General features: G+C 51.7%; 20 protein-coding genes, 1 tRNA gene, 3 rRNA genes and 1 other annotated feature. Of the genes, 15 read left to right on the top strand and 9 right to left on the bottom strand.

Annotated elements, in window-relative coordinates:
• Window positions 1–102: 102 nt before the first annotated feature.
• A complete protein-coding gene (gene luxS / locus PMPD1_RS17365) occupies window positions 103–618 on the top strand; it encodes an S-ribosylhomocysteine lyase (protein WP_173635218.1) in 516 nt (171 codons plus the stop codon).
• 41 nt (window positions 619–659) lie between these two features.
• Here luxS and PMPD1_RS17360 read toward each other — a convergent pair whose 3' ends face one another.
• Both PMPD1_RS17360 and PMPD1_RS17355 read right to left on the bottom strand, forming a co-directional pair.
• Window positions 660–1,946 (bottom strand): HlyC/CorC family transporter, encoded by a 1,287-nt coding sequence (locus tag PMPD1_RS17360; protein WP_173635217.1) that lies wholly within the window; start codon window positions 1,944–1,946, stop codon window positions 660–662.
• A 23-nt stretch (window positions 1,947–1,969) separates the two neighbouring features.
• Entirely contained in the window at window positions 1,970–2,761 is a 792-nt protein-coding gene (locus tag PMPD1_RS17355) for a cytochrome C assembly family protein (RefSeq protein ID WP_173635216.1), read from the bottom strand.
• A 171-nt stretch (window positions 2,762–2,932) separates the two neighbouring features.
• Here PMPD1_RS17355 and ffh point away from each other — a divergent pair, with 171 nt between their 5' ends.
• The 7 genes from ffh (at window position 2,933) to tyrA (ending at window position 8,991) form a co-directional block, all read left to right on the top strand.
• The gene (ffh, locus tag PMPD1_RS17350) at window positions 2,933–4,294 is read left to right on the top strand and encodes a signal recognition particle protein (protein WP_173635215.1); all 1,362 of its coding nucleotides are present in this window, start codon (window positions 2,933–2,935) and stop codon (window positions 4,292–4,294) included.
• Between the two features lie 147 nt (window positions 4,295–4,441).
• Entirely contained in the window at window positions 4,442–4,690 is a 249-nt protein-coding gene (gene rpsP / locus PMPD1_RS17345) for a 30S ribosomal protein S16 (protein WP_033739514.1), read from the top strand.
• An 18-nt stretch (window positions 4,691–4,708) separates the two neighbouring features.
• Complete coding sequence (gene rimM, locus PMPD1_RS17340) at window positions 4,709–5,257, top strand: ribosome maturation factor RimM (protein ID WP_173635214.1); 549 nt, start codon at window positions 4,709–4,711, stop codon at window positions 5,255–5,257.
• 35 nt (window positions 5,258–5,292) lie between these two features.
• A complete protein-coding gene (gene trmD / locus PMPD1_RS17335; RefSeq protein WP_173635213.1) occupies window positions 5,293–6,057 on the top strand; it encodes a tRNA (guanosine(37)-N1)-methyltransferase TrmD in 765 nt (254 codons plus the stop codon).
• Window positions 6,058–6,099: 42 nt separating this feature from the next.
• Window positions 6,100–6,447 carry a 50S ribosomal protein L19 gene (rplS, locus tag PMPD1_RS17330; protein ID WP_085070477.1) on the top strand — a complete coding sequence of 116 codons (348 nt, stop codon included), beginning with the start codon at window positions 6,100–6,102 and terminating at the stop codon, window positions 6,445–6,447.
• A 339-nt stretch (window positions 6,448–6,786) separates the two neighbouring features.
• Window positions 6,787–7,866, top strand: a complete 1,080-nt coding sequence (locus tag PMPD1_RS17325) for a 3-deoxy-7-phosphoheptulonate synthase (protein ID WP_173636268.1) — start codon at window positions 6,787–6,789, stop codon at window positions 7,864–7,866.
• Window positions 7,867–7,869: 3 nt separating this feature from the next.
• Window positions 7,870–8,991, top strand: a complete 1,122-nt coding sequence (gene tyrA / locus PMPD1_RS17320; protein WP_173635212.1) for a bifunctional chorismate mutase/prephenate dehydrogenase — start codon at window positions 7,870–7,872, stop codon at window positions 8,989–8,991.
• Window positions 8,992–9,048: 57 nt separating this feature from the next.
• Here tyrA and PMPD1_RS17315 read toward each other — a convergent pair whose 3' ends face one another.
• The 6 genes from PMPD1_RS17315 to bamD all read right to left on the bottom strand — a co-directional run bounded on the left by PMPD1_RS17315 (window position 9,049) and on the right by bamD (window position 13,673).
• The gene (locus PMPD1_RS17315) at window positions 9,049–9,765 is read right to left on the bottom strand and encodes a substrate-binding domain-containing protein (RefSeq protein WP_173635211.1); all 717 of its coding nucleotides are present in this window, start codon (window positions 9,763–9,765) and stop codon (window positions 9,049–9,051) included.
• A complete protein-coding gene (locus PMPD1_RS17310) occupies window positions 9,762–10,817 on the bottom strand; it encodes an ABC transporter substrate-binding protein (RefSeq protein ID WP_173635210.1) in 1,056 nt (351 codons plus the stop codon). The genes PMPD1_RS17315 and PMPD1_RS17310 overlap by 4 nt, the downstream gene beginning before the upstream one ends.
• Before the next feature lie 123 nt (window positions 10,818–10,940).
• Entirely contained in the window at window positions 10,941–12,101 is a 1,161-nt protein-coding gene (pheA, locus tag PMPD1_RS17305) for a bifunctional chorismate mutase/prephenate dehydratase (RefSeq protein WP_173635209.1), read from the bottom strand.
• A gap of 20 nt (window positions 12,102–12,121) precedes the next feature.
• Window positions 12,122–12,246: a sequence feature (Phe leader region), on the bottom strand.
• Complete coding sequence (gene pheL, locus PMPD1_RS22795; protein ID WP_354292928.1) at window positions 12,198–12,245, bottom strand: pheA operon leader peptide PheL; 48 nt, start codon at window positions 12,243–12,245, stop codon at window positions 12,198–12,200. (Overlaps the previous feature by 48 nt.)
• A 95-nt stretch (window positions 12,247–12,341) precedes the next feature.
• The gene (gene raiA, locus PMPD1_RS17300; protein ID WP_173636267.1) at window positions 12,342–12,671 is read right to left on the bottom strand and encodes a ribosome-associated translation inhibitor RaiA; all 330 of its coding nucleotides are present in this window, start codon (window positions 12,669–12,671) and stop codon (window positions 12,342–12,344) included.
• A 270-nt stretch (window positions 12,672–12,941) separates the two neighbouring features.
• Window positions 12,942–13,673, bottom strand: coding sequence for an outer membrane protein assembly factor BamD (gene bamD, locus PMPD1_RS17295; protein WP_173635208.1), 732 nt, complete (start codon window positions 13,671–13,673; stop codon window positions 12,942–12,944).
• Window positions 13,674–13,803: 130 nt separating this feature from the next.
• On the opposite strand from bamD, the gene rluD reads away from it, so the two are divergent.
• The 7 genes from rluD to rrf all read left to right on the top strand — a co-directional run bounded on the left by rluD (window position 13,804) and on the right by rrf (window position 23,899).
• Window positions 13,804–14,784 carry a 23S rRNA pseudouridine(1911/1915/1917) synthase RluD gene (gene rluD, locus PMPD1_RS17290; RefSeq protein WP_173635207.1) on the top strand — a complete coding sequence of 327 codons (981 nt, stop codon included), beginning with the start codon at window positions 13,804–13,806 and terminating at the stop codon, window positions 14,782–14,784.
• Window positions 14,781–15,515 (top strand): purine nucleoside phosphorylase YfiH, encoded by a 735-nt coding sequence (yfiH, locus tag PMPD1_RS17285; protein ID WP_173635206.1) that lies wholly within the window; start codon window positions 14,781–14,783, stop codon window positions 15,513–15,515. Before rluD ends, yfiH begins: the two co-directional genes overlap by 4 nt.
• A 112-nt stretch (window positions 15,516–15,627) precedes the next feature.
• Window positions 15,628–18,213, top strand: a complete 2,586-nt coding sequence (gene clpB, locus PMPD1_RS17280; protein ID WP_173635205.1) for an ATP-dependent chaperone ClpB — start codon at window positions 15,628–15,630, stop codon at window positions 18,211–18,213.
• Between the two features lie 467 nt (window positions 18,214–18,680).
• Window positions 18,681–20,222: ribosomal RNA gene (locus PMPD1_RS17275) — 16S ribosomal RNA — on the top strand.
• A 174-nt stretch (window positions 20,223–20,396) separates the two neighbouring features.
• Window positions 20,397–20,472: transfer RNA gene (locus PMPD1_RS17270), tRNA-Glu, on the top strand.
• A 335-nt stretch (window positions 20,473–20,807) separates the two neighbouring features.
• Window positions 20,808–23,714 (top strand): 23S ribosomal RNA (locus PMPD1_RS17265).
• 69 nt (window positions 23,715–23,783) lie between these two features.
• Window positions 23,784–23,899: ribosomal RNA gene (rrf, locus tag PMPD1_RS17260) — 5S ribosomal RNA — on the top strand.
• The 16S, 23S and 5S rRNA genes sit together here with 1 tRNA gene alongside, the layout of an rRNA operon.
• A gap of 148 nt (window positions 23,900–24,047) precedes the next feature.
• Here rrf and PMPD1_RS17255 read toward each other — a convergent pair.
• Window positions 24,048–24,368, bottom strand: coding sequence for a YfiM family lipoprotein (locus tag PMPD1_RS17255; protein ID WP_173635204.1), 321 nt, complete (start codon window positions 24,366–24,368; stop codon window positions 24,048–24,050).
• Window positions 24,369–24,380: the final 12 nt, after the last annotated feature.

Raw genomic sequence — 24,380 nt, 5'->3', positions numbered from 1 at the left:
GGGATGATGATAACAAATGCGCGTCTTTCATATACTCAGACGCACGGCGAACAGAAAAGTTTCATCGTTCTAAAAAAATTTCTCAAAACAGGAGGTGACAATATGCCACTGCTGGATAGTTTTACTGTCGATCATACTCGCATGGCCGCTCCCGCGGTACGTGTAGCTAAAACCATGCACACTCCTCATGGCGATCCGATCACCGTGTTTGATCTACGCTTTTGCGTGCCGAACAAAGAAGTGATGCCTGAGCGTGGCATTCACACCCTGGAACATCTCTTTGCCGGTTTCATGCGTAATCATCTAAATGGCGATGGGATTGAAATCATCGATATTTCGCCGATGGGCTGCCGGACGGGTTTCTATATGAGCCTGATTGGTACGCCTGATGAGCAGCGTGTGGCGACAGCGTGGAAGGCCGCAATGGGCGATGTGCTGAAAGTCACCGATCAGCGTAAAATCCCTGAGCTGAATGAGTATCAGTGCGGGACTTTTGAGATGCATTCGCTGGACGAAGCGCAAGATATCGCGCGTCACATTATTGAAAGCGATGTCCGCGTGAACCACAACGATGAGTTAGCATTGCCGAAAGAGAAGTTGCAAGAGTTACATATCTAGTCTGGTGTGCCGGGGCAACCCGGCACCTGCCATGTTGATGGTTAACGGCCAACCGACTCTTTTATCGATTTTTGCGGCGTAATCTTAATCTGCTTCACCATGTTGTCCTGCACATCCAAAATATCAATATCATAGTGGTTAATGTGCACGCGTGTACCCGCCTGTGGAATCTCTTCCAGTACTTCTAACAGCATTCCGTTAATGGTTCGGGCTTCCTCTTCCGGCAGGTGCCAATTAAACGCTTTATTTATCTCACGCACATTAGCACTGCCTTCGATCAACACCGAGCCATCATTTTGCGGCATTACCTCTTCCGCCAGCGACGGTGACATGGAAGTGGTGAAGTCACCGACAATCTCCTCCAGAATATCTTCGATGGTGACCAACCCTTTGATGTCACCATACTCATCAACCACCAGGCCGACTTTCTTTTTGTTGCGCTGGAATTTGACCAATTGCACATTGAGCGGTGTCCCTTCCGGAACGTAGTAAATCTCGTCGGCGGCACGCAATAAGTTCTCTTTAGTAAACTCTTTCTTTTCGGTCATCATGCGCCAGGCTTCGCGTACGCGCAGCATCCCCACCGCATCATCAAGCGAATCACGATATAGGACAATGCGGCCGTGAGGGGAGTGGGAAAGCTGCCGGGCGATCGATTTCCATTCATCATTGATGTTGATGCCAACCACTTCATTACGCGGCACCATAATGTCATCCACATTGACCTTTTCCAGATCGAGCACTGAGAGCAACATATCTTGGTTACGGCGTGAAATGAGTGAACGCGACTCATAGACAATGGTCCGCAACTCTTCTTTGCTCAGCGCGGCGCTCATTGCGCTGTCGGTCTTGATCCCCACCATGCGCATCAAAAGATGAGTAATGGTATTCATCAGCCATACCAGCGGCATCATGATGATTTTCAGCGGACCGAGTAGCACGCTGCTGGGATAGGCCACTTTTTCCGGGTACAACGCGGCAAACGTTTTCGGCAGAACTTCGGCGAAGATTAACACGGCAAAGGTCAAAACCCCGGTCGCGATAGCGACGCCAGCGTCACCGTATAACCGCATACCGACAATGGTCGCCAGCGCGGAAGCAAGGATGTTCACCAGGTTGTTGCCAATCAACACCAGGCTTATTAGCAAATCAGGACGGCGCAACAATTTCTCAACGCGACGGGCGCCACGGTGGCCGTTTTTAGCGCGATGGCGCAGTTTGTAGCGGTTAAGCGTCATCATGCCGGTCTCTGAGCCAGAAAAATAGGCGGAAACCAAAATCATGACAACCAGAGTAATAATCAGTGTCGAGGTTGAAACATGTTCCAACGCGAAGTCCTTGTGGTAATTAATCAGTGAGTGAGAAGGTGCTGTAACACGCGGCTACCGAAATAGGCCATGGTTAACAGCAATGCGCCGCCGCAGTTAAACCACACTACGCGCCGACCACGCCACCCTTCATGATAGTGACCCCAGAGCAGAACGATATACACAAACCAGGCAAGAATGGACAAAATGGCTTTATCCACATTCTCGGCGCTGAACAAATTTTTCATATAAAACAGGCCGGTGCATAGCACCAGCGTCAGAAGCACCACGCCAACTTGCGTAATGTGGAACATTTTGCGCTCAATGCTCATCAGCGGCGGCATATCCTGGCTAAATGCCAGCTTCTTATTTTTTAGTTGATAATCAATCCATGCCAATTGTAATGCGTAAAGCGCAGCGATAATCAGCGTGGCATAGGCGAACAGCGCCAAACCGATATGGATCATCATACCCGGCGTGGTTTCCAGATGTGTGATAAACGCATTCGGCACAAAGGTAGCAAAGGCGAGATTAATTAACGCAAAGCTGTAGACAATGGGAAGTAATAACCAGCCACGATTGCGTGAGGCGACAATAGTCATAATGGTACAAATCAGCAAACTCACCAGCGAACCAATATTCAACAGGCTTAAGTTTTGCCCGTTGTCGCCGGAAAAGATGCGCTGCTCCAGCGCGACGCCATGCGCCACTAACGCCACAAAAGCGGAGAGTACCGCCAGACGACGCCAGGCGCTGTTTTTACGTAACAGGCCAGGGATGATCAGGGCAAGGCTGAGTGAATAGGCAAGTAGCGCCACTATCGCAAAAACAGACATAAAGGTGTCAGGTATCGGCCGGATAAGGAAAAAAGCAGTATAGCGCCAGCAACAGATTGCTCCAAACGTTCTCAACGTCGATTGCAGAGATCGTCGACGCTTCGTGTTATAATCCGCCTAATTGTGCCGTCCGGCCGAAGGCGGCTTCTCTTATATCCTGAGCGAGAGACGATGTTTGATAATTTAACCGATCGATTGTCGCAAACCCTGCGCAATATTAGTGGCCGCGGAAGGCTGACCGAAGACAATATCAAAGACACGCTGCGTGAAGTGCGTATGGCGTTGCTGGAAGCTGATGTGGCGCTGCCGGTAGTGCGTGATTTTATCAACCGGGTTAAAGAGCGTGCGGTCGGGCATGAGGTTAATAAAAGCCTGACGCCGGGGCAGGAGTTCGTCAAGATTGTTAAGAACGAACTGGTTGCGGCGATGGGGGATGAAAATAATACTCTGAACCTCGCCGCACAGCCGCCTGCGGTGGTCTTGATGGCGGGTTTGCAAGGGGCCGGTAAAACCACCAGCGTGGGTAAGCTGGGTAAATTCCTGGCTGAGAAGCATAAAAAGAAAGTGCTGGTGGTGTCTGCCGACGTTTATCGTCCGGCAGCCATTAAGCAGTTGGAAACGCTGGCGGAGCAGGTTGGCGTTGATTTCTGTCCTTCGGATTTAAGCCAGAAGCCGGTGGAGATCGTTAATAACGCGCTCTCACAGGCCAAATTAAAATTCTACGATGTGCTGCTGGTGGATACCGCCGGTCGTTTGCATGTCGACGAAGCGATGATGGATGAGATCAAACAGGTCCATGCGGCGATTAAGCCAGTGGAAACCCTGTTTGTCGTGGATGCGATGACCGGCCAGGATGCCGCAAACACTGCAAAAGCGTTTAACGAAGCGTTGCCGCTGACCGGGGTGATCTTAACCAAAGTGGATGGCGATGCGCGCGGCGGTGCGGCATTGTCGATTCGCCAGATCACCGGTAAGCCAATCAAGTTTATGGGTGTAGGCGAAAAAACCGATGCGCTGGAGCCGTTTTACCCGGATCGTATCGCTTCGCGTATTCTCGGCATGGGCGATGTGCTGTCGCTGATTGAGGATATCGAAAGTAAGGTTGACCGCGCACAGGCGGAAAAGCTTGCCAGCAAGCTGAAGAAGGGCGATGGTTTTGACCTTAATGACTTCCTTGAGCAACTGAAGCAGATGCGTAACATGGGCGGCATGGCGAGCCTGATGGGTAAGTTACCCGGGATGGGGCAATTGCCAGACAACGTCAAATCGCAGATGGATGATAAGGTGTTGGTGCGCATGGAGGCGATGATCAACTCTATGACACGCAAAGAGCGTGAAAAACCTGAAATCATTAAAGGCTCGCGTAAACGTCGTATCGCCACTGGCTCCGGTATGCAGGTACAAGATGTGAACCGTTTGCTGAAGCAGTTTGATGATATGCAGCGGATGATGAAGAAGATGAAAAAAGGCGGGATGGCGAAGATGATGCGTGGCATGAAAGGAATGATGCCGCCCGGTTTCCCCGGCCGTTAAGTGTTAAAAAACAGAAGCGCCCGAAAGGCTACTCAGCTTTAGATTGCTTTTTGCGCCAAAATGAGTAAAATTTTCGGGCTTTTTATATTGCACCCGGGCCCCGTTCCTCGATGGGGCCCGGTTGTTTTATTAACTCAAGAGGATGTTATGGTAACAATTCGTTTGGCACGTCACGGCGCTAAAAAGCGTCCGTTTTATCAGGTAGTCGTTACTGACAGCCGTAATGCTCGCAACGGTCGCTTCATCGAGCGCGTTGGTTTCTTCAACCCGATCGCATCTGGTCAGGCTGAAGCACTGCGTCTGGATCTGGACCGTATTGAGCACTGGGTTGGCCAGGGCGCTACGCTTTCCGATCGCGTTAACGCGCTGATCAAAGAAGCAAAAAAAGCAGCTTAATCTGTCACGGTGGTTACCATGAGCAAGCAACTCGCCGCACAGCCTCCCGTTAAACCTGTGATTATGGGCAAGATGGGGTCGGCCTACGGTATCCGTGGTTGGCTCAAAGTGTTTTCCTCCACCGAAGACGCCGAAAGTATATTTGACTATCAGCCCTGGTTTATCCAGCGTGCGGGTCAATGGCAGCATATCGAGCTGGAAGGCTGGAAGCGCCATAATCAGGACATGATCATCAAAGTGAAAGGCATTGACGATCGTGATGCTGCGACGCTACTGACTAATTGCGAAATTATCGTAGATTCGGAGCAGTTGCCGGAGCTGGAAACGGGTGACTATTACTGGAAAGACCTTATCGGTTGCCAGGTGGTCACAACTAAAGGCTACGAACTGGGTAAAGTCACTGAGTTGATGGAAACCGGTTCGAACGACGTTCTGGTCGTGAAGGCAAACCTGAAAGATGCATTCGGTGTGAAGGAGCGGTTAATTCCGTTTCTTGATGAACAGGTTATCAAGAATGTCGATCTCACTACTGGCACGATCGAAGTAGATTGGGATCCTGGTTTTTGACCCCCGGACAAAACGGTACTACAGCGGAACATGCTATGTGGATTGGTGTTATTAGCCTGTTTCCAGAGATGTTTCGTGCTATTACCGATTACGGGGTAACTGGCCGGGCAGTAAAAAATGGCCTGCTCAGCATTCAGAGTTGGAGTCCGCGTGACTTTACTCATGACCGGCACCGTACCGTGGATGATCGTCCTTACGGCGGCGGACCGGGAATGCTAATGATGGTGCAACCCTTACGGGATGCCATCCACGCAGCAAAAGCAGCGGCGGGTGATGGCGCTAAGGTGATTTATCTTTCACCTCAGGGGCGCAAGCTTGACCAAGATGGCGTTTGCGAATTGGCGTCGCAGCAGAAGTTGATTCTGGTTTGCGGGCGTTATGAAGGGATTGATGAGCGCGTGATTAACGCTGAAATCGATGAAGAATGGTCGATTGGTGATTACGTACTCAGCGGTGGGGAACTGCCGGCAATGACGCTGATTGATTCGGTCTCGCGGTTGATACCGGGAGTGCTGGGGAAACAGGCGTCGGCGGAGGAAGATTCGTTTTCTGACGGGTTGCTGGATTGTCCGCACTATACCCGACCTGAAGTGTTGGAAGGCGTAGAGGTACCGGCGGTATTATTGTCGGGTAACCACGCTGAAATTCGCCGTTGGCGTTTGAAACAGTCGTTGGGCCGTACCTGGCTTAGAAGACCTGAACTTCTGGAAAACCTGGCTCTGACTGAAGAGCAAGCAAAGTTGCTCGCCGAATTCAAAACAGAATTCGCCCGACAACAGAACGATGATGCGGAAGGTTAGCCTTCCTTAAATATCAGTTTACCCAGGATAAGAGATTTAATTATGAGCAACATTATCAAGCAAATTGAACAAGAGCAGATGAAACAGGACGTACCGTCCTTCCGTCCGGGTGATTCCGTGGAAGTGAAAGTATGGGTCGTTGAAGGTTCTAAAAAACGTCTGCAGGCATTCGAGGGCGTGGTTATCGCTATTCGTAACCGCGGTCTGCACTCTGCATTCACTGTTCGTAAGATTTCCAACGGCGAAGGTGTTGAGCGTGTATTCCAGACTCACTCACCGGTTATCGACAGCATTACTGTCAAACGTCGTGGCGCTGTGCGTAAAGCCAAACTGTACTACCTGCGTGAGCGTACTGGTAAGGCGGCTCGTATTAAAGAACGCCTTAACTAAGATACAGCTAACGCTGCATCCAAAAGTTAATATGAAACAGGGGCTGGCCATTAGGTCAGCCCTTTTTTATGCCGGTGAACCCAATCTTGATGGTGCAAGAAAAGAAGAAATCTCCAATGCTGTAAAGTATTATTTACACTATTTATGGGCGTGCTATTGCATGGTTTTTTATTTAACTTAATAATATTAAACGTTTTTTATTTTAACTATTTATACGTAATTTTAATGTGGTAAAAAAACTGTACATCTCTGGATTGCATACTTTACGTCATATGATAAAGTACCCTTCACCTCTCTGAGGATCTGACGAACGCATAGATGAGTAAAGGGATCGAAACCATGCAAAAAGACGCGCTGAATAATATCCATATCGCTGACGAACAAATTCTGATAACACCGGAGGAACTGAAGAAAAAGTTCCCGCTCAACGCCCGGCTGGAAGAACAGATTGCCGCTTCCCGGCAGACAATTTCCAATATTCTTGCTGGTCGCGATCATCGCCTGTTAGTGGTATGTGGCCCTTGTTCGATTCACGATACCGAAGCTGCTTTGGATTATGCGCGTCGTCTGAAAGATCTCTCTGAACAGTTGAAGGATCAGCTGTATATCGTCATGCGTGTCTATTTTGAGAAACCCCGTACCACTGTCGGTTGGAAAGGGTTGATCAACGATCCCTATATGGATAACTCATTTGATATGGAGACCGGTTTACATATTGCGCGTCAGTTGCTGGTAAGCCTGGTTGAAATGGGTCTGCCTTTGGCGACCGAAGCGTTAGATCCGAACAGTCCGCAATATCTTGGCGATCTTTTTAGCTGGTCGGCAATTGGCGCGCGAACGACCGAATCGCAAACGCATCGCGAAATGGCTTCTGGTCTGTCCATGCCGGTTGGCTTTAAAAACGGCACTGACGGTAGCCTCGGTACCGCAATCAATGCGATGCGCGCTGCCGCAATGCCGCACCGTTTTGTGGGGATTAACCAGGCAGGGCAGGTCTGTTTGTTGCAAACGCAGGGGAATCCTGACGGCCACGTTATTTTACGCGGCGGCAAACAGCCTAATTATGGGCCGGAAGATGTGGCCCAATGCGAAAAAGCGATGCTAGAAGCGGGACTCCGTCCGTCGCTGATGATAGATTGCAGCCATGGCAATTCAAATAAAGACTTTCGTCGCCAGTCTGGCGTTGCCGAATCTGCCGTTGCGCAGATCAAAGATGGCAACCGTTCTATCATTGGCCTGATGCTGGAAAGTAATATTCACGAAGGCAATCAGTCTTCTGAGCAGCCGCGCAGTCAAATGCGTTACGGCGTTTCCGTTACCGATGCCTGTATCAATTGGGAAACCACGGATTCGCTGCTGCGAGAAATTCATCAGGACCTTGACGGCGTGCTGGCGGCGCGTCTGTCACAAGAGGTTTAATTTATGGTGGCTGAACTGACCGCGCTGCGCGATCAAATTGATGAAGTAGATAAAGCGTTGCTTGATTTGCTGGCTAAGCGGCTGAGCCTGGTTGCGGAAGTTGGCGAAGTCAAAAGTCGTTACGGATTACCGATTTATGTCCCGGAACGTGAAGCCTCAATGTTGGCTTCACGTCGTAAAGAGGCAGAGCTGCTTGGCGTACCGCCTGATTTGATTGAAGATGTACTGCGCCGCGTGATGCGTGAATCCTACTCCAGTGAAAATGACAAAGGTTTTAAAACCCTGTGTCCGGAACTGCGTTCAGTGGTGATTGTCGGCGGCAAAGGGCAGATGGGGCGCCTGTTTGAGAAAATGCTAACCCTGTCAGGCTATCGGGTTCAGGTATTGGATAAAGAGGATTGGGATAACGCCGACGCTTTGCTACGCGATGCGGGGATGGTGATTATCAGCGTGCCAATCCATCTGACAGAGCAGGTGATTGCTCAGTTGCCGCCATTGCCGGATGATTGCATTCTGGTCGATCTGGCCTCGGTAAAAAATCGTCCACTGCAGGCTATGCTGGCTGCGCACAACGGGCCGGTGGTTGGGCTTCATCCGATGTTTGGGCCGGATAGCGGTAGCCTTGCGAAGCAGGTGGTGGTGTGGTGCGATGGCCGGCAACCGGAAGCCTATCAGTGGTTCCTTGAACAAATTCAGGTCTGGGGCGCGCGGTTGCACCGTATCAGCGCGGTTGAGCATGATCAGAATATGGCGTTTATCCAGGCGCTGCGCCATTTCGCGACTTTCGCTTATGGCTTACATCTGGCGGAAGAAAATGTGCAACTGGAGCAGCTTCTGGCGTTGTCTTCGCCAATCTATCGTCTTGAGTTGGCGATGGTTGGGCGCTTGTTTGCTCAAGATCCCCAGCTCTATGCCGACATCATTATGTCTTCCGAAAGTAATCTGGCGTTGATTAAGCGTTATTACCAGCGCTTTGGCGAGGCGATTCGTTTGCTGGAGCAGGGCGATAAACAGGCGTTTATTGATAGTTTCCGCAAAGTGGAACACTGGTTTGGCGACTATGCGCCACGTTTCCTGACGGAAAGCCGTTCGTTGCTACGTTCAGCCAACGATAGCCGTTCATAAGACGTAAAGGCTACTATGGCCGGTTAAGCATCGCGCTTACCCGGCCTTTTTTATTGGCTAATCACAAAATCCGGCCTGACGAAACAGAGTTTGCGCAGGCTCAGTGATGAGGAAATCCGCCAGCGGTTGCGCAGCAGGGTGGCATACGGCAAAAGCGTAATCGGCGCGGATCTGGCAATCTGCCGGCGGCATAATTACCTGTACTCCTGCTACTGCCTGCAACCGCGCGGCGTAACTGGCATAGCCAATAAACACCTCGGCCTGGCCGCTACCTAATAGCCAGGCGGCGGCAAGTTGCCCCTGCGGAATCGGCTGGCTATTGGAGCCGCCAACTAAGGGCATCGCTCGCTTTTTCAGCGCGCTGCCAACGCCAGGATAGCGCTGTTCAATTTCATCGAACCATTGCCATGCATAATCACCTGAAGGGTCGCTTTCTGGTGTAGAAGTGGCGACCCGAAGCCGGGGATTCTGCAAGATGCTTAGCCAGTCGCTATCCGGCGCTATCAGGTGCTTACGCACGCACAGGCAAAGTTGGTTATGGGTAAAAATCCCTACCCGTTGCGCGATACCTGTTTGCTGTAATCTATTCGGATGGGCGTAATTGGCGGAGGCGAACAGGTCACAGCGTTCACCTTTTTCAATCCGCTGGCGCAGTAGGCCCGCCGGGCCATACTGCGTTTCAACCCGTATGCCGCTGTGCTGATAAAAGGCGGCCATAACCTGTTCCCACACCAGGCGTAAACTACCTGCCGCCAATACCGTTAGGTCACTCATTCATTGCCGCCGGTGTAGTGTGTACGATAAAAACGTTGATACCAGCTATCGGCACGTTGCTGCATATCAATGTCGCTAAATTTTTGTGGATAGAGTTTTTTCGCCATCCACAGTTCTCCTAACGCCATTGCCTCCGGCATCGGGTAGCCCCAGGCTTTGGCGTATTCCGGCATTAAATAGACGCGATGATTTTTTACCGCATCTACCGCTTGCCAGGCCGGTTGGGTATTAATTTCTTTGATGACCTGCGGATAACGATCCTGCACAAAAATGACCTGCGGATTCCAGGCCAAAATTTGTTCCATAGAAACCTGTTTATATCCTTTAACCGTCGAGGCCGCGACGTTAAGCGCCCCGGCATGATTCATCATCAAACCGGTATATTTACCTGAGCCGTAGGTCGTCAGATCCGGGTTAGCCATATAGACGCGGATACGATCTTTCGGTGCAATATCTTTCAACCGGTCGCTAACTTCCTGGCGTTGGCTAAAAGTAGCCTTGATCAGCGCTTCTGCCTGTTGTTGGTGATTAACCACGGTGCCAATCAAGCGAATGCCGTCTTTTAAACCTTGGTTATAGGCGGCTTCCTCGTCCTGAAGCTGAGGGTTGAGCTGCATTTGTTGCTGCTTATCGTCAGCACGCAATGAGATTGCAACCACCGCGATGCCAAGCTTTTCAATTTGGTTAATCATCTCCGTTGGCGCGTAGTTAGTCACAAAGACGACCTGTGGATGTAGCGCAACCAGCTTTTCCAAATCCACATGGGTTAAATCACCCAAAGCGGGAATGGTGGTGAGTTGAGGAACCAGGCGTTGATAATTATCGCCAAGTTGCTGTTTCCAGTTGCCCAATATCCCCACCATGGTATTGGTGGCATCAAGCTGCACCAGCAGATTAAGTGTCTGATGCTGCAACACCACCACGCGATCAACATGGTCAGGAATGGTGACCTGACGACCAAGCTGGTCGGTGACCTGGCGTGAGGCGAGTGAGGAAAAAGAGACTAAACCGAGTGCGAAACAAACCGAAAGAGTGGAGAAAATCTTACGCATTATCATTACCAAATTACCGTTATATAATCTTAAATATAACGTTATTTGCGCGCCGGTAAATTGATCTCTACGGGTTAAACGGCAAACAGATGCCAACCGGGGAGTTGGCATCATGTGGGGTTATTAACGCGGTTCGACCGGCACCACGTTTTCGCCAGGATAGCAGCCAAGTACTTTCAGCGAACGCGTGATCGCCGCCAGCTCTTGTAGCGCCTGCTGCATTTCGCTGGAACGCAGGTTTCCCTGCACATCAATATAAAACATCTCTTCCCACGGATTGCCGTTTATCGGGCGAGATTCCAGTTTGCTCATAATCAGATTGTGTTGGCGTAACACTAACAATGCCTCAACTAACGCCCCGGCCTGTTGGCCGGTAGCCATAATTAAGGTGGTTTTAGCCGGAACTTGCTCCGAAACGTCTACCGGTTTACGTGCCAGAATGATAAACCGTGTGATGTTTTGCTGTTGGTTCGCCAAGTTACGTTCCAGTACCTGAAGCTGATAGAGCTCTCCGCCAGCTTCACTGCCTAATGCCGCGACGTTCGGCGTATTTAGCGCAGCGACTTTTTCCATTGCCGCCGCGGTACTTTCGGTATAAACAATTTTCCAGTGTGGGAAACGGTTAATAAACTGGCTGCATTGCTGGAACGGTTGTGGATGGCTGTACACCGTATCAATTTGCTGGAGATCCGTTGGAGCAGCGACCAATACGCAGTGATCGATGGGTACGGTCATTTCGCCGACGATAGACAAACTGGTGTGTTGAAGTAGGTCATACACATCATTGATAGAGCCGGAGCTGGTGTTTTCAATTGGCAGAACGGCATAGTCCGCCTGACCGGTTTCTACCTGACGAATAATGTCTTGGAATTTCAGGCAGCCGCTTTCAATAAACTCTGCAAAATGGCGGGCGGCGTATTTACGCGCGGCAAGATGGGAGTAAGAACCTTTCGGGCCGAGGAAGGCAATGCGCACAGAGCTCAGGTTTGCCGGGTTTAAATGTTTTTGTAGCAGGGCTTGCTGAGTTAATACTGAATCTTCAATGATTTGCTGGAAAAGACGCGTGATGTAATGCGCATCAAGCTGGTGGTTTTTTCCAAGCGTAATCAGGCGTTCGAGTAGGTCACGTTCGCGATCGATGTCACGGATCGGGCGGTGAGTCGCCATTTTTGCTTTTGCGACCTCAATGGCCAGCATTCGGCGCTCGGCAAGCAAGCTCAGTAACGTTTCATCGACGGCGCTGATTTTCTCTCGCAGAGCCAGTAATGGATTTTCGGGGGTCATAGGGCTACCTGTCAGATGTCCAAAAAAAAGCCTCCTGGTCAGGAGGCTTTGTTGTTCGTCTTCGCTTTCTTTCTTACACGACGAATAGCCTCCCGTTCAGGGGAAGGTAAAAAAGAAGGCGAAGAAAAACGACTGTGGTTTCATATTGCTATCCGTAGTGATTTGTCTTAACAGTAACCGCTGCAATTTGTTGCTGTCAATAAAAAACGCGCCCGGAGGCGCGTTACCTGTAAAGCTGGGTTACTCTTCGACGCTCACATAATCTTTCACGCTGGCGGTGGCGCGGCGCGCTTCACCTTTATGCTGAACTTTATTTAACTGGCGTTCCAGCTTCGCGATCAGGTCGTTGATTGCCGCATACATATCTTCATTTTTTGCGCTGGCAACCAAAGGACCATTCGGCGTGTTAATTGTGGCATCGGCGACAAACTCTTTCGGCTCCTTCGAAAGAACAATGTGCGGATTAATCAGATGGGTTTGCCACTTTTCAAGTTTGGCGAGACGGTCTTCGACATGCTGGCGGATAGCCGCCGTAATTTCCATTTGCTTGCTGGTAATGTTCAGAATCATCATTCTTACCTCTCTGTCATTTCCGTCTTGGTGAGTCCAGCATAGCGCGAAAAAAGGCTCAATGTGTGATTGTGATCACGAAAAAATGTCACTTTTTGTCAGTGTCGATAAATTTGTGAAATAGACGAATAAATCGACGCGAAGGGCTTGTCGCCCTCGGTTTAAACAGGCAAGATTGATAAGTTAACCGGGCGAGGAAAACTGTTTTTTGTGGTTTTTTTCGCCAAAAAAATGGCAGCCCGCGAGCTGCCATTTTTTATTGTTGGCCGATCAGGTCCGGTTAGCGGCAATAAGTTTTGCCACTTTATCGGCTTCAGCATTCAGTTGTAGCTGGCGATAGGCATTTTCCATCAACGGCAGAGCGGTACGCGTCGCCTGCGTATCTGGATAATCCGTCATCATTTGCTCTACACGGTTAACGACAGCGACATAAGCCTCACGCTTGGTGTAGAATTGCGCTACGGAAAGTTCGTACTTCGCCAGGCGATCTTTCAGATATACCAGACGTTTCCGGGCATCGGTCGCATATTGGCTGTTCGGGTAGGTACGCAATAGCTGAGAGAAGTCGCGGAATGCATCGCGCGCGTGCTGTGGATCGCGATCGGAGCGATCAATCCCGAAGAAGCCCTGCAACGCGGAATCATCCAACGCCATATCCGTCAGACCTTTCATATACACGACATAGTCAATGTTTGGATGGGTCGGATTTAGACGCATAAACCGATCAATCGCTGCCTGAGCCATCGGTAAATCGGCATTTTTATAGTAGGCGTAGATCAGGTCTAACTGAACTTGCTGGGAGTACGGCCCAAAAGGATAGCGGTTATCGAGCGCTTCCAGTTGCGTTATTGCTCCTTTAAAGTTACCGTCCTGCAGCTTTTGCTGGGCCGTAGCGTAAATCTCGGATGGCGGGTTGTCTGGAACCTCATCCTTGGTGCTGGAACAACCAACCAGTGCCAGGCTCAACGTGGCTGCAGCCACCAGATATTTCATACGCGTCATGACGATTTGATTATCCTCAGAGTGTTATTGCGAAAGCTGTCCGTTAAGCTTCCGATAGTGACCAAGTACGATAGCACATTATATTAAACGGCATCGCCGTGAAAACCCAACGTTAACGAAGAAGCTGTTTATGGCACAACAAGTTCAACTCACCGCAACGGTGTCCGAATCACAACTCGGACAACGCTTAGATCAGACTTTAGCGGAATTGTTCCCTGATTATTCACGTTCACGCATAAAAGAGTGGATCCTTGATCGACGCGTGACGGTGAACGGTAACATTATCGATAAACCGAAAGAAAAAGTATTCGGCGGCGAAGAGGTCGCAATTCGGGCCGAAATCGAGGAAGAGGCGCGCTGGGAAGCACAGGATATTGCGCTCAATATCGTTTATGAAGATGACGATATTCTGGTAATCAATAAACCGCGCGATTTAGTGGTTCACCCCGGCGCCGGCAACCCGGATGGCACGGTGTTAAATGCATTGCTGCACTATTATCCGCCGATTGCCGATGTGCCGCGTGCCGGAATTGTACATCGTTTGGATAAAGATACGACCGGCTTGATGGTGGTGGCGAAAACCATTCCGGCGCAAACGCATCTGGTCGAATCATTGCAGTTACGTGAAATCACGCGTGAGTATGAAGCAGTGGCCATTGGCAATATGACGGCAGGCGGCACGGTTAACGAGCCGATTAGCCGGCATTCCACTAAGCGCACCCATATGGCGGTTCACCCGATGGGAAAACCGGCCACCACTCACTATCGCATCATGGAACACTTCCGCGCACATACGCGTTTGCGTTTGCGGTTAGAAACCGGTCGTACGCATCAAATTCGTGTGCATATGGCGCATATTAACCATCCACTCGTCGGCGATCAGCTCTATGGTGGGCGTCCCCGTCCGCCGAAAGGCGCTTCCGATGAGTTTATTGCGGTTTTGCGTCAGTTCGATCGGCAGGCGCTACATGCCACTATGCTGCGGTTGTACCATCCGGTCACTGGGATTGAGATGGAATGGCATGCGCCGATCCCGCAAGATATGGTGGACTTGATGACGGTGTTGAAAGCAGATACCGAAACGTTTAAAGACCAATTGGATTGGTTATGAACCCACTGATTATCCCTGACTGGCCAGCCCCGGCATCGGTGCGAGCTTGCTCGAGCACTCGTGTTGGCGGGGTGAGTCATGCGCCATGGGGCTCTTTGAACCTTGGCGCACATGTTGGTGATGAGGCGGAGCATGTCCATATCAATCGAGAGCGACTGGCGTCCTTCGCTGCACTCCCTGTGTCACCACATTGGCTCAATCAGGTGCACGGTACCGATGTACTACGGCTGTCGGCCGACAGCACGGCAGAGGCAGTTTCTGCCGATGCATCATGGACTAATCGGCCTGACACCGTGTGTGCGGTGATGACGGCGGATTGTCTGCCGGTACTTTTCTGCGCCTATGATGGGGCCGAAGTCGCAGCGGCGCATGCCGGATGGCGGGGGCTTTGCGCGGGTGTATTAGAGGCGACGCTGGACAATTTTTCGTGCCCGGCTTCCGAAGTACACGCCTGGCTTGGGCCGGCGATTGGTCCGCAGGCATTTGAAGTGGGAGCTGAAGTCTATAATGCTTTCGTTATGCATGATGCAGCGGCAGCAGGGGCTTTCCGTGCGGTGGGCGAAAAGTATTACGCTGATATCTGGCATTTGGCGCGCTTACGTCTAACGGCAAAAGGCGTCCGTTCTATCAGTGGCGGCGGGGTTTGCACCGTTACGCGGAGCGAAGAATTTTTCTCTTTCCGACGCGATGGCGTTACGGGCCGTATGGCAAGTTTGATCTGGCTGATATAACCTTACGAAACAAGACGATCCAGTTTGCGGTTTTTTTCACCAACATATTGGTCATTAACCTTGAAAATTTGAGGGATGACCTCATCTAATCTCCAGTAGCATTTTGACCTGTATGGGAGGAATCATGCGTCTGGATCGTCTTACTAATAAATTCCAGCTTGCTCTCGCCGACGCCCAATCACTTGCTCTCGGGCGCGACAATCAATTCATCGAACCATTACACCTGATGAGCGCGTTGCTCACGCAGGAGGGGGGTTCCGTACGCCCGTTGCTAACCTCTGCCGGGGTTGACGTGAGCGGTTTACGCTCGGGTATTGAGCAAGCGCTTAGCCGTTTGCCGCAAGTTGAAGGCACCGATGGCGATGTACAACCTTCGGCCGACCTGGTCAGGGTTCTTAATCTCTGTGACAAGCTGGCGCAAAAGCGCAGCGACAACTTTATATCATCTGAATTATTTGTTCTGGCCGCCCTTGACTCACGTGGCTCACTGGCGGATTTGCTTAAATCCGCAGGCGCAACCAGCGAAAAGCTGACCAAGGCCATTGAGCAAATGCGTGGAGGGGAAAACGTGAACGATCAAGGGGCTGAAGATCAGCGCCAGGCTTTGAAGAAATATACCATTGATCTGACTGAGCGCGCCGAGCAGGGCAAACTCGATCCGGTAATTGGTCGCGATGAGGAAATTCGCCGGACTATCCAGGTATTACAACGGCGTACTAAAAACAACCCGGTGTTGATCGGTGAACCCGGCGTCGGGAAAACCGCCATCGTTGAAGGATTAGCGCAACGTATTATCAATGGTGAAGTGCCGGAAGGGCTGAAAGGTCGCCGCGTGTTGGCATTAGATATGGGTTCGCTGGTGGCCGGTGCGAAGTATCGCGGTGAGTTTGAGGAGCGCCTGAAAGGCGTGCTGAGCGATCTGGCGAAGCAGGAGGGCAATGTCATCCTGTTTATTGATGAGCTACATACCATGGTCGGGGCTGGCAAGGCCGATGGCGCAATGGATGCCGGTAATATGCTGAAACCCGCGCTGGCCCGTGGTGAGTTGCACTGCGTAGGGGCCACCACGCTGGATGAATATCGTCAATATATTGAAAAAGATGCCGCGCTGGAGCGGCGTTTCCAGAAAGTATTCGTTGCCGAGCCAAGCGTGGAAGACACCATCGCTATTCTGCGTGGTCTGAAAGAGCGTTATGAATTACACCACCATGTGCAAATTACCGACCCGGCTATTGTGGCGGCGGCCACGTTATCACATCGCTATATTGCCGATCGCCAATTGCCGGATAAGGCTATCGATCTGATTGATGAAGCGGCTTCTAGCATTCGTCTGCAAATTGATTCGAAGCCGGAATCTCTGGATCGTCTGGAGCGTCGTATTATCCAGCTTAAACTTGAGCAACAGGCACTGAAAAAAGAGTCTGATGACGCCAGTATTAAGCGTCTGGAGATGTTGGAAGACGAGTTGGGGCAAAAAGAGCGGGAATACTCTGAGCTAGAAGAGGAGTGGAAGGCGGAAAAAGCGTCTCTCTCTGGCACTCAATCTATCAAGGCTGAGCTGGAACAGGCTAAATTATCGCTGGAACAGGCGCGTCGTCTGGGCGATCTGGCGCAAATGTCCGAATTACAGTACGGCAAGATCCCGGAGCTGGAGAAGCAGTTGGCGTCGGCAACGCAATCCGAAGGGAAAACCATGCGTCTGCTGCGTAACCGGGTGACGGATGTTGAAATCGCTGACGTATTGGCGCGTTGGACCGGCATTCCGGTAGCGCGCATGATGGAAGGCGAGCGCGATAAGCTGTTACGTATGGAGCAAGATTTACATGCGCGGGTGATTGGTCAGAATGAAGCGGTGGAAGCGGTGTCGAATGCTATTCGCCGTAGCAGGGCAGGGCTGTCCGATCCCAATCGGCCAATTGGTTCTTTCCTGTTTCTGGGGCCAACCGGGGTAGGGAAAACGGAGCTTTGCAAAGCGCTGGCGAACTTTTTGTTCGATAGTGATGATGCGATGGTGCGTATCGACATGTCCGAGTTTATGGAAAAACATTCGGTTTCGCGTCTGGTTGGGGCGCCTCCGGGGTACGTTGGCTATGAAGAGGGCGGTTATCTTACCGAAGCGGTACGCCGCCGTCCTTATTCAGTCATCCTGTTGGATGAAGTCGAGAAAGCGCATCCTGATGTGTTCAATATCTTGCTGCAGGTGTTGGATGATGGGCGCTTAACCGATGGGCAGGGGAGAACGGTTGATTTTCGTAATACCGTAGTGATTATGACCTCTAACCTTGGTTCCGATCTGATCCAGGAGCGGTTTGGCGCATTGAATTATGACGAGATGAAGGATGTGGTGATGAATGTTGTTAGCCATCACTTCCGTCCGGAGTTCATTAACCGTATTGATGAGGTGGTCGTGTTCCATCCATTGGGCGAGCAACATATCGCTTCGATCGCCAAAATTCAGTTGCAGCGCTTGTATCAACGTCTGGATGAGCGGGGCTTTGCCGTGCATATCTCTGATGAGGCGCTCAAATTGCTGGGCGAAAATGGATACGACCCGGTATACGGCGCACGGCCATTAAAACGCGCTATTCAGCAGCAGATTGAGAATCCGCTGGCGCAGCAGATTCTTTCTGGCGCGTTGGTTCCGGGTAAAACTATTGAGATGGATGTAAAAGATGGCGCGATAGTCGCCCATCAGTAAGCTAGTGAGTAGATGAAAACGGGCCGTTTGGCCCGTTTTTTGTGCGTAAATCACACTAAGCGGTTTGATTTGCATTCGTTGTGGGTAAAAAATAGACGGTTGAACATTTTTTTTAAATTAGCGGTTGCGGGCGGCGGGAAACTCCCTATAATGCGCCTCCACTGACACGGCACAACGGTCGCAGCGACCGGTTAAGCGTACCGGGTCAGGCGCAGGAAAACTTCTGAAAAACGGGGTTGACTCTGCGGGAGGAAAGCGTAATATACGCCACCTCGCGACAGGCGGTTAAGCCGCTGTTCGCACTGCTCTTTAACAATTTATCAGACAATCTGTGTGGGCACTCGCAGGATTGATATCGTAAGCATCTCCGGATGCAACAAAATATCAAGTCTCGTGAGTGAACACGTAATTCATTACGAAGTTTAATTCACAGAGCACGCTTCCCTAGTGGAAGCAAATCAGACTTTTAATTGAAGAGTTTGATCATGGCTCAGATTGAACGCTGGCGGCAGGCCTAACACATGCAAGTCGAACGGTAGCGGGAAGAAGCTTGCTTCTTTGCCGACGAGTGGCGGACGGGTGAGTAATGTCTGGGGATCTGCCCGATGGAGGGGGATAACCACTGGAAACGGTGGCTAATACCGCATAACGTCGCAAGACCAAAGTGGGGGACCTTCGGGCCTCACACCATCGGATGAACCCAGATGGGATTAGCTAGTAGGTGGGGTAACGGCTCACCTAGGCGACGATCCCTAGCTGGTCTGAGAGGATGACCAGCCACACTGGAACTGAGACACGGTCCAGACTCCTACGGGAGGCAGCAGTGGGGAATATTGCACAATGGGCGCAAGCCTGATGCAGCCATGCCGCGTGTATGAAGAAGGCCTTCGGGTTGTAAAGTACTTTCAGCGGGGAGGAAGGGGTGAAGGTTAATAACCTTTATCATTGACGTTACCCGCAGAAGAAGCACCGGCTAACTCCGTGCCAGCAGCCGCGGTAATACGGAGGGTGCAAGCGTTAATCGGAATTACTGGGCGTAAAGCGCACGCAGGCGGTCTGTTAAGTCAGATGTGAAATCCCCGGGCTCAACCCGGGAACTGCATTTGAAACTGGCAGGCTTGAGTCTCGTAGAGGGGGGTAGAATTCCAGGTGTAGCGGTGAAATGCGTAGAGATCTGGAGGAATACCGGTGGCGAAGGCGGCCCCCTGGACGAAGACTGACGCTCAGGTGCGAAAGCGTGGGGAGCAAACAGGATTAGATACCCTGGTAGTCCACGCCGTAAACGATGTCGACTTGGAGGCTGTGAGCTTGACTCGTGGCTTCCGGAGCTAACGCGTTAAGTCGACCGCCTGGGGAGTACGGCCGCAAGGTTAAAACTCAAATGAATTGACGGGGGCCCGCACAAGCGGTGGAGCATGTGGTTTAATTCGATGCAACGCGAAGAACCTTACCTGGTCTTGACATCCACGGAAGAACGCAGAGATGCGTTTGTGCCTTCGGGAACCGTGAGACAGGTGCTGCATGGCTGTCGTCAGCTCGTGTTGTGAAATGTTGGGTTAAGTCCCGCAACGAGCGCAACCCTTATCCTTTGTTGCCAGCGATTCGGTCGGGAACTCAAAGGAGACTGCCGGTGATAAACCGGAGGAAGGTGGGGATGACGTCAAGTCATCATGGCCCTTACGACCAGGGCTACACACGTGCTACAATGGCGCATACAAAGAGAAGCGACCTCGCGAGAGCAAGCGGACCTCATAAAGTGCGTCGTAGTCCGGATCGGAGTCTGCAACTCGACTCCGTGAAGTCGGAATCGCTAGTAATCGTGGATCAGAATGCCACGGTGAATACGTTCCCGGGCCTTGTACACACCGCCCGTCACACCATGGGAGTGGGTTGCAAAAGAAGTAGGTAGCTTAACCTTCGGGAGGGCGCTTACCACTTTGTGATTCATGACTGGGGTGAAGTCGTAACAAGGTAACCGTAGGGGAACCTGCGGTTGGATCACCTCCTTACCTGAAGATACTTTCCCGCGAAGTGCTCACACAGATTGTCTGATAAGAAGTCATGAGCAAGGCGTTTACACGTTGGGGGTGCTGCGACAAAAGACAATGTCGCTCGGTTTTCTGAAGAAAAACCTCGCCCTTACGTGAAATTAACGAATCGGTGATTCGTAAAGCAAATTTCACGTCCCCTTCGTCTAGAGGCCCAGGACACCGCCCTTTCACGGCGGTAACAGGGGTTCGAATCCCCTAGGGGACGCCACTTGCTGGTATGTGAGTGAAAGTTGCGTGCCGTTATATCTCAAAGCTGACTTGCAAGAGTCACGTTTGAGATATTTGCTCTTTAACAATCCGGAACAAGCTGAAAATTGAAACGATGAATAACCGCAAGGTTGTTCACGAGTCTCTCAAATACTTACACCCGAAAGCGGTTCTGCTCCGAAGGAGTAACGAACGAGCTAAGTAAGGGCAAGGCGTCAGCGCGCAGCAGGGCGGAGCATACTGAAGTATGTGAGCATCTGCGAGCACTGCACAACGCGGCCCTTACGACGCGCAGTCGTTACGAAACCGGATGAGAAGGACGCCTGTGGGTTGTGAGGTTAAGCGACTAAGCGTACACGGTGGATGCCCTGGCAGTCAGAGGCGATGAAGGACGTGCTAATCTGCGAAAAGCGCCGGTAAGGTGATATGAACCGCTATAGCCGGCGATGTCCGAATGGGGAAACCCGGTGCACTTCGGTGCATCATCATGTCATGAATACATAGTGGCATGAGGCGAACCGGGGGAACTGAAACATCTAAGTACCCCGAGGAAAAGAAATCAACCGAGATTCCCCCAGTAGCGGCGAGCGAACGGGGAGCAGCCCAGAGCCTGAATCAGCTTGTGCGTTAGTGGAACGGTCCGGAAAGGCCGGCGATACAGGGTGACAGCCCCGTACACAAAAGCGCACTGGCTGTGAGCTCGATGAGTAGGGCGGGACACGTGGTATCCTGTCTGAATATGGGGGGACCATCCTCCAAGGCTAAATACTCCTGACTGACCGATAGTGAACCAGTACCGTGAGGGAAAGGCGAAAAGAACCCCGGCGAGGGGAGTGAAAAGAACCTGAAACCGTGTACGTACAAGCAGTGGGAGCCTCATTTATGGGGTGACTGCGTACCTTTTGTATAATGGGTCAGCGACTTATATTCTGTAGCAAGGTTAACCGCATAGGGGAGCCGTAGGGAAACCGAGTCTTAACCGGGCGCTAAGTTGCAGGGTATAGACCCGAAACCCGGTGATCTAGCCATGGGCAGGTTGAAGGTTGGGTAACACTAACTGGAGGACCGAACCGACTAATGTTGAAAAATTAGCGGATGACTTGTGGCTGGGGGTGAAAGGCCAATCAAACCGGGAGATAGCTGGTTCTCCCCGAAAGCTATTTAGGTAGCGCCTCGTGAATTCATCTCCGGGGGTAGAGCACTGTTTCGGCTAGGGGGCCATCCCGGCTTACCAACCCGATGCAAACTGCGAATACCGGAGAATGTTATCACGGGAGACACACGGCGGGTGCTAACGTCCGTCGTGAAGAGGGAAACAACCCAGACCGCCAGCTAAGGTCCCAAAGTCATGGTTAAGTGGGAAACGATGTGGGAAGGCCCAGACAGCCAGGATGTTGGCTTAGAAGCAGCCATCATTTAAAGAAAGCGTAATAGCTCACTGGTCGAGTCGGCCTGCGCGGAAGATGTAACGGGGCTAAACCATGCACCGAAGCTGCGGCAGCGACACGTAAGTGTTGTTGGGTAGGGGAGCGTTCTGTAAGCCGTCGAAGGTGGCCTGTGAGGGCTGCTGGAGGTATCAGAAGTGCGAATGCTGACATAAGTAACGATAAAGCGGGTGAAAAGCCCGCTCGCCGGAAGACCAAGGGTTCCTGTCCAACGTTAATCGGGGCAGGGTGAGTCGACCCCTAAGGCGAGGCCGAAAGGCGTAGTCGATGGGAAACGGGTTAATATTCCCGTACTTGGTGTTGCTGCGAAGGGGGGACGGAGAAGGCTATGTTAGCCGGGCGACGGTTGTCCCGGTTTAAGCATGTAGGCGGGCGTTCCAGGTAAATCCGGAAGGCCGTTAACGCTGAGGTGTGACGACGAGGCGCTACGGCGCTGAAGTAACAAATGCCCAGCTTCCAGGAAAAGCCTCTAAGCATCAGGCAACACGAAATCGTACCCCAAACCGACACAGGTGGTCAGGTAGAGAATACCCAGGCGCTTGAGAGAACTCGGGTGAAGGAACTAGGCAAAATGGTGCCGTAACTTCGGGAGAAGGCACGCTGTCGTTAGGTGAAGTGACTTGCTCACGGAGCTGAAGGCAGTCGAAGATACCAGCTGGCTGCAACTGTTTATTAAAAACACAGCACTGTGCAAACACGAAAGTGGACGTATACGGTGTGACGCCTGCCCGGTGCCGGAAGGTTAATTGATGGGGTTAGCGGCAACGCGAAGCTCTTGATCGAAGCCCCGGTAAACGGCGGCCGTAACTATAACGGTCCTAAGGTAGCGAAATTCCTTGTCGGGTAAGTTCCGACCTGCACGAATGGCGTAATGATGGCCAGGCTGTCTCCACCCGAGACTCAGTGAAATTGAACTCGCTGTGAAGATGCAGTGTACCCGCGGCAAGACGGAAAGACCCCGTGAACCTTTACTACAGCTTGACACTGAACACTGGTCCTTGATGTGCAGGATAGGTGGGAGGCTTTGAAGCGGGGACGCCAGTTCCCGTGGAGCCGCCCTTGAAATACCACCCTTTAATGGCTGGTGTTCTAACGTTGGCCCGTAATCCGGGCTGCGGACAGTGTCTGGTGGGTAGTTTGACTGGGGCGGTCTCCTCCCAAAGCGTAACGGAGGAGCACGAAGGTCAGCTAATCACGGTCGGACATCGTGAGGTTAGTGCAAAGGCATAAGCTGGCTTGACTGCGAGCGTGACGGCGCGAGCAGGTGCGAAAGCAGGTCTTAGTGATCCGGTGGTTCTGAATGGAAGGGCCATCGCTCAACGGATAAAAGGTACTCCGGGGATAACAGGCTGATACCGCCCAAGAGTTCATATCGACGGCGGTGTTTGGCACCTCGATGTCGGCTCATCACATCCTGGGGCTGAAGTAGGTCCCAAGGGTATGGCTGTTCGCCATTTAAAGTGGTACGCGAGCTGGGTTTAGAACGTCGTGAGACAGTTCGGTCCCTATCTGCCGTGGGCGCTGGAGAACTGAGGGGGGCTGCTCCTAGTACGAGAGGACCGGAGTGGACGCATCACTGGTGTTCGGGTTGTCATGCCAATGGCACTGCCCGGTAGCTAAATGCGGAAGAGATAAGCGCTGAAAGCATCTAAGCGCGAAACTTGCCCCGAGATGAGTTCTCCCTGACCCCCTGAGGGTCCTGAAGGGACGTTGAAGACGACGACGTTGATAGGCCGGATGTGTAAGCGCAGCGATGCGTTGAGCTAACCGGTACTAATGACCCGTGAGGCTTAACCTTACAACGCCAGAGGCGTTCTTGAGAGACGCGGTTTTGATTTTCAGCGAGTTTACCGGATAAACGAATTTGCCTGGCGGCACTAGCGCGGTGGTCCCACCTGACCCCATGCCGAACTCAGAAGTGAAACGCCGTAGCGCCGATGGTAGTGTGGGGTCTCCCCATGCGAGAGTAGGGAACTGCCAGGCATTATATAAAGAACGAGGCCCCGTACTGACGTACGGGGCTTTTTTCGTTGCGATAAAATCAGCCAGTCACGATACTGGCTGCGAAGTTCGAACCCAGTAATAGCGGCTGTCTTTGCCGTCGGAGTATTAGCGCAACCTATATGCCTTACTACTGACCAAGGTTCCATAATGCATAGCCGGCCGCCGCGCCGGCTACATCCCAGGTTAAGTCCTTCCAACTCCAGCCTGACCCCGCCGGACGGCTGTCATACCACTCCTTGGCGGTGCCCAAGCTCAGGGCAAACATCAGCCCCACGCTATTACTTCGGCCCTGACTCCATCCCTGTTTTTGCCCATATTCATTCCCGGCGACAGATAACATCGCCGAGCCAAAAAAATGTTGAGCTTTGTCCTGACCGGTCCAGGCATCCTGTGCCACATGACTACAACCCGAACACAGTAAGAGAGGTAATAATAAACGCTTACGCAATTACACCTCCCT

The sequence above is a fragment of the Paramixta manurensis genome (genome assembly GCF_013285385.1).
Taxonomy (GTDB): domain Bacteria; phylum Pseudomonadota; class Gammaproteobacteria; order Enterobacterales; family Enterobacteriaceae; genus Paramixta; species Paramixta manurensis.
The sequence above is the reverse complement of the archived record's forward strand: the minus strand, read 5'-3'. Positions and strand labels throughout refer to the sequence as shown.

Coding starts and splice junctions, on each gene's coding strand:
- luxS (WP_173635218.1), top strand. CDS start 103: ATGCCACTGCTGGATAGTTTTACTGTCGATCATACTCGCATGGCCGCT.
- PMPD1_RS17355 (WP_173635216.1), bottom strand. CDS start 2,761: ATGTCTGTTTTTGCGATAGTGGCGCTACTTGCCTATTCACTCAGCCTT.
- ffh (WP_173635215.1), top strand. CDS start 2,933: ATGTTTGATAATTTAACCGATCGATTGTCGCAAACCCTGCGCAATATT.
- rpsP (WP_033739514.1), top strand. CDS start 4,442: ATGGTAACAATTCGTTTGGCACGTCACGGCGCTAAAAAGCGTCCGTTT.
- rimM (WP_173635214.1), top strand. CDS start 4,709: ATGAGCAAGCAACTCGCCGCACAGCCTCCCGTTAAACCTGTGATTATG.
- trmD (WP_173635213.1), top strand. CDS start 5,293: ATGTGGATTGGTGTTATTAGCCTGTTTCCAGAGATGTTTCGTGCTATT.
- rplS (WP_085070477.1), top strand. CDS start 6,100: ATGAGCAACATTATCAAGCAAATTGAACAAGAGCAGATGAAACAGGAC.
- PMPD1_RS17325 (WP_173636268.1), top strand. CDS start 6,787: ATGCAAAAAGACGCGCTGAATAATATCCATATCGCTGACGAACAAATT.
- tyrA (WP_173635212.1), top strand. CDS start 7,870: ATGGTGGCTGAACTGACCGCGCTGCGCGATCAAATTGATGAAGTAGAT.
- PMPD1_RS17315 (WP_173635211.1), bottom strand. CDS start 9,765: ATGAGTGACCTAACGGTATTGGCGGCAGGTAGTTTACGCCTGGTGTGG.
- PMPD1_RS17310 (WP_173635210.1), bottom strand. CDS start 10,817: ATGCGTAAGATTTTCTCCACTCTTTCGGTTTGTTTCGCACTCGGTTTA.
- pheA (WP_173635209.1), bottom strand. CDS start 12,101: ATGACCCCCGAAAATCCATTACTGGCTCTGCGAGAGAAAATCAGCGCC.
- raiA (WP_173636267.1), bottom strand. CDS start 12,671: ATGATTCTGAACATTACCAGCAAGCAAATGGAAATTACGGCGGCTATC.
- bamD (WP_173635208.1), bottom strand. CDS start 13,673: ATGACGCGTATGAAATATCTGGTGGCTGCAGCCACGTTGAGCCTGGCA.
- rluD (WP_173635207.1), top strand. CDS start 13,804: ATGGCACAACAAGTTCAACTCACCGCAACGGTGTCCGAATCACAACTC.
- yfiH (WP_173635206.1), top strand. CDS start 14,781: ATGAACCCACTGATTATCCCTGACTGGCCAGCCCCGGCATCGGTGCGA.
- clpB (WP_173635205.1), top strand. CDS start 15,628: ATGGGAGGAATCATGCGTCTGGATCGTCTTACTAATAAATTCCAGCTT.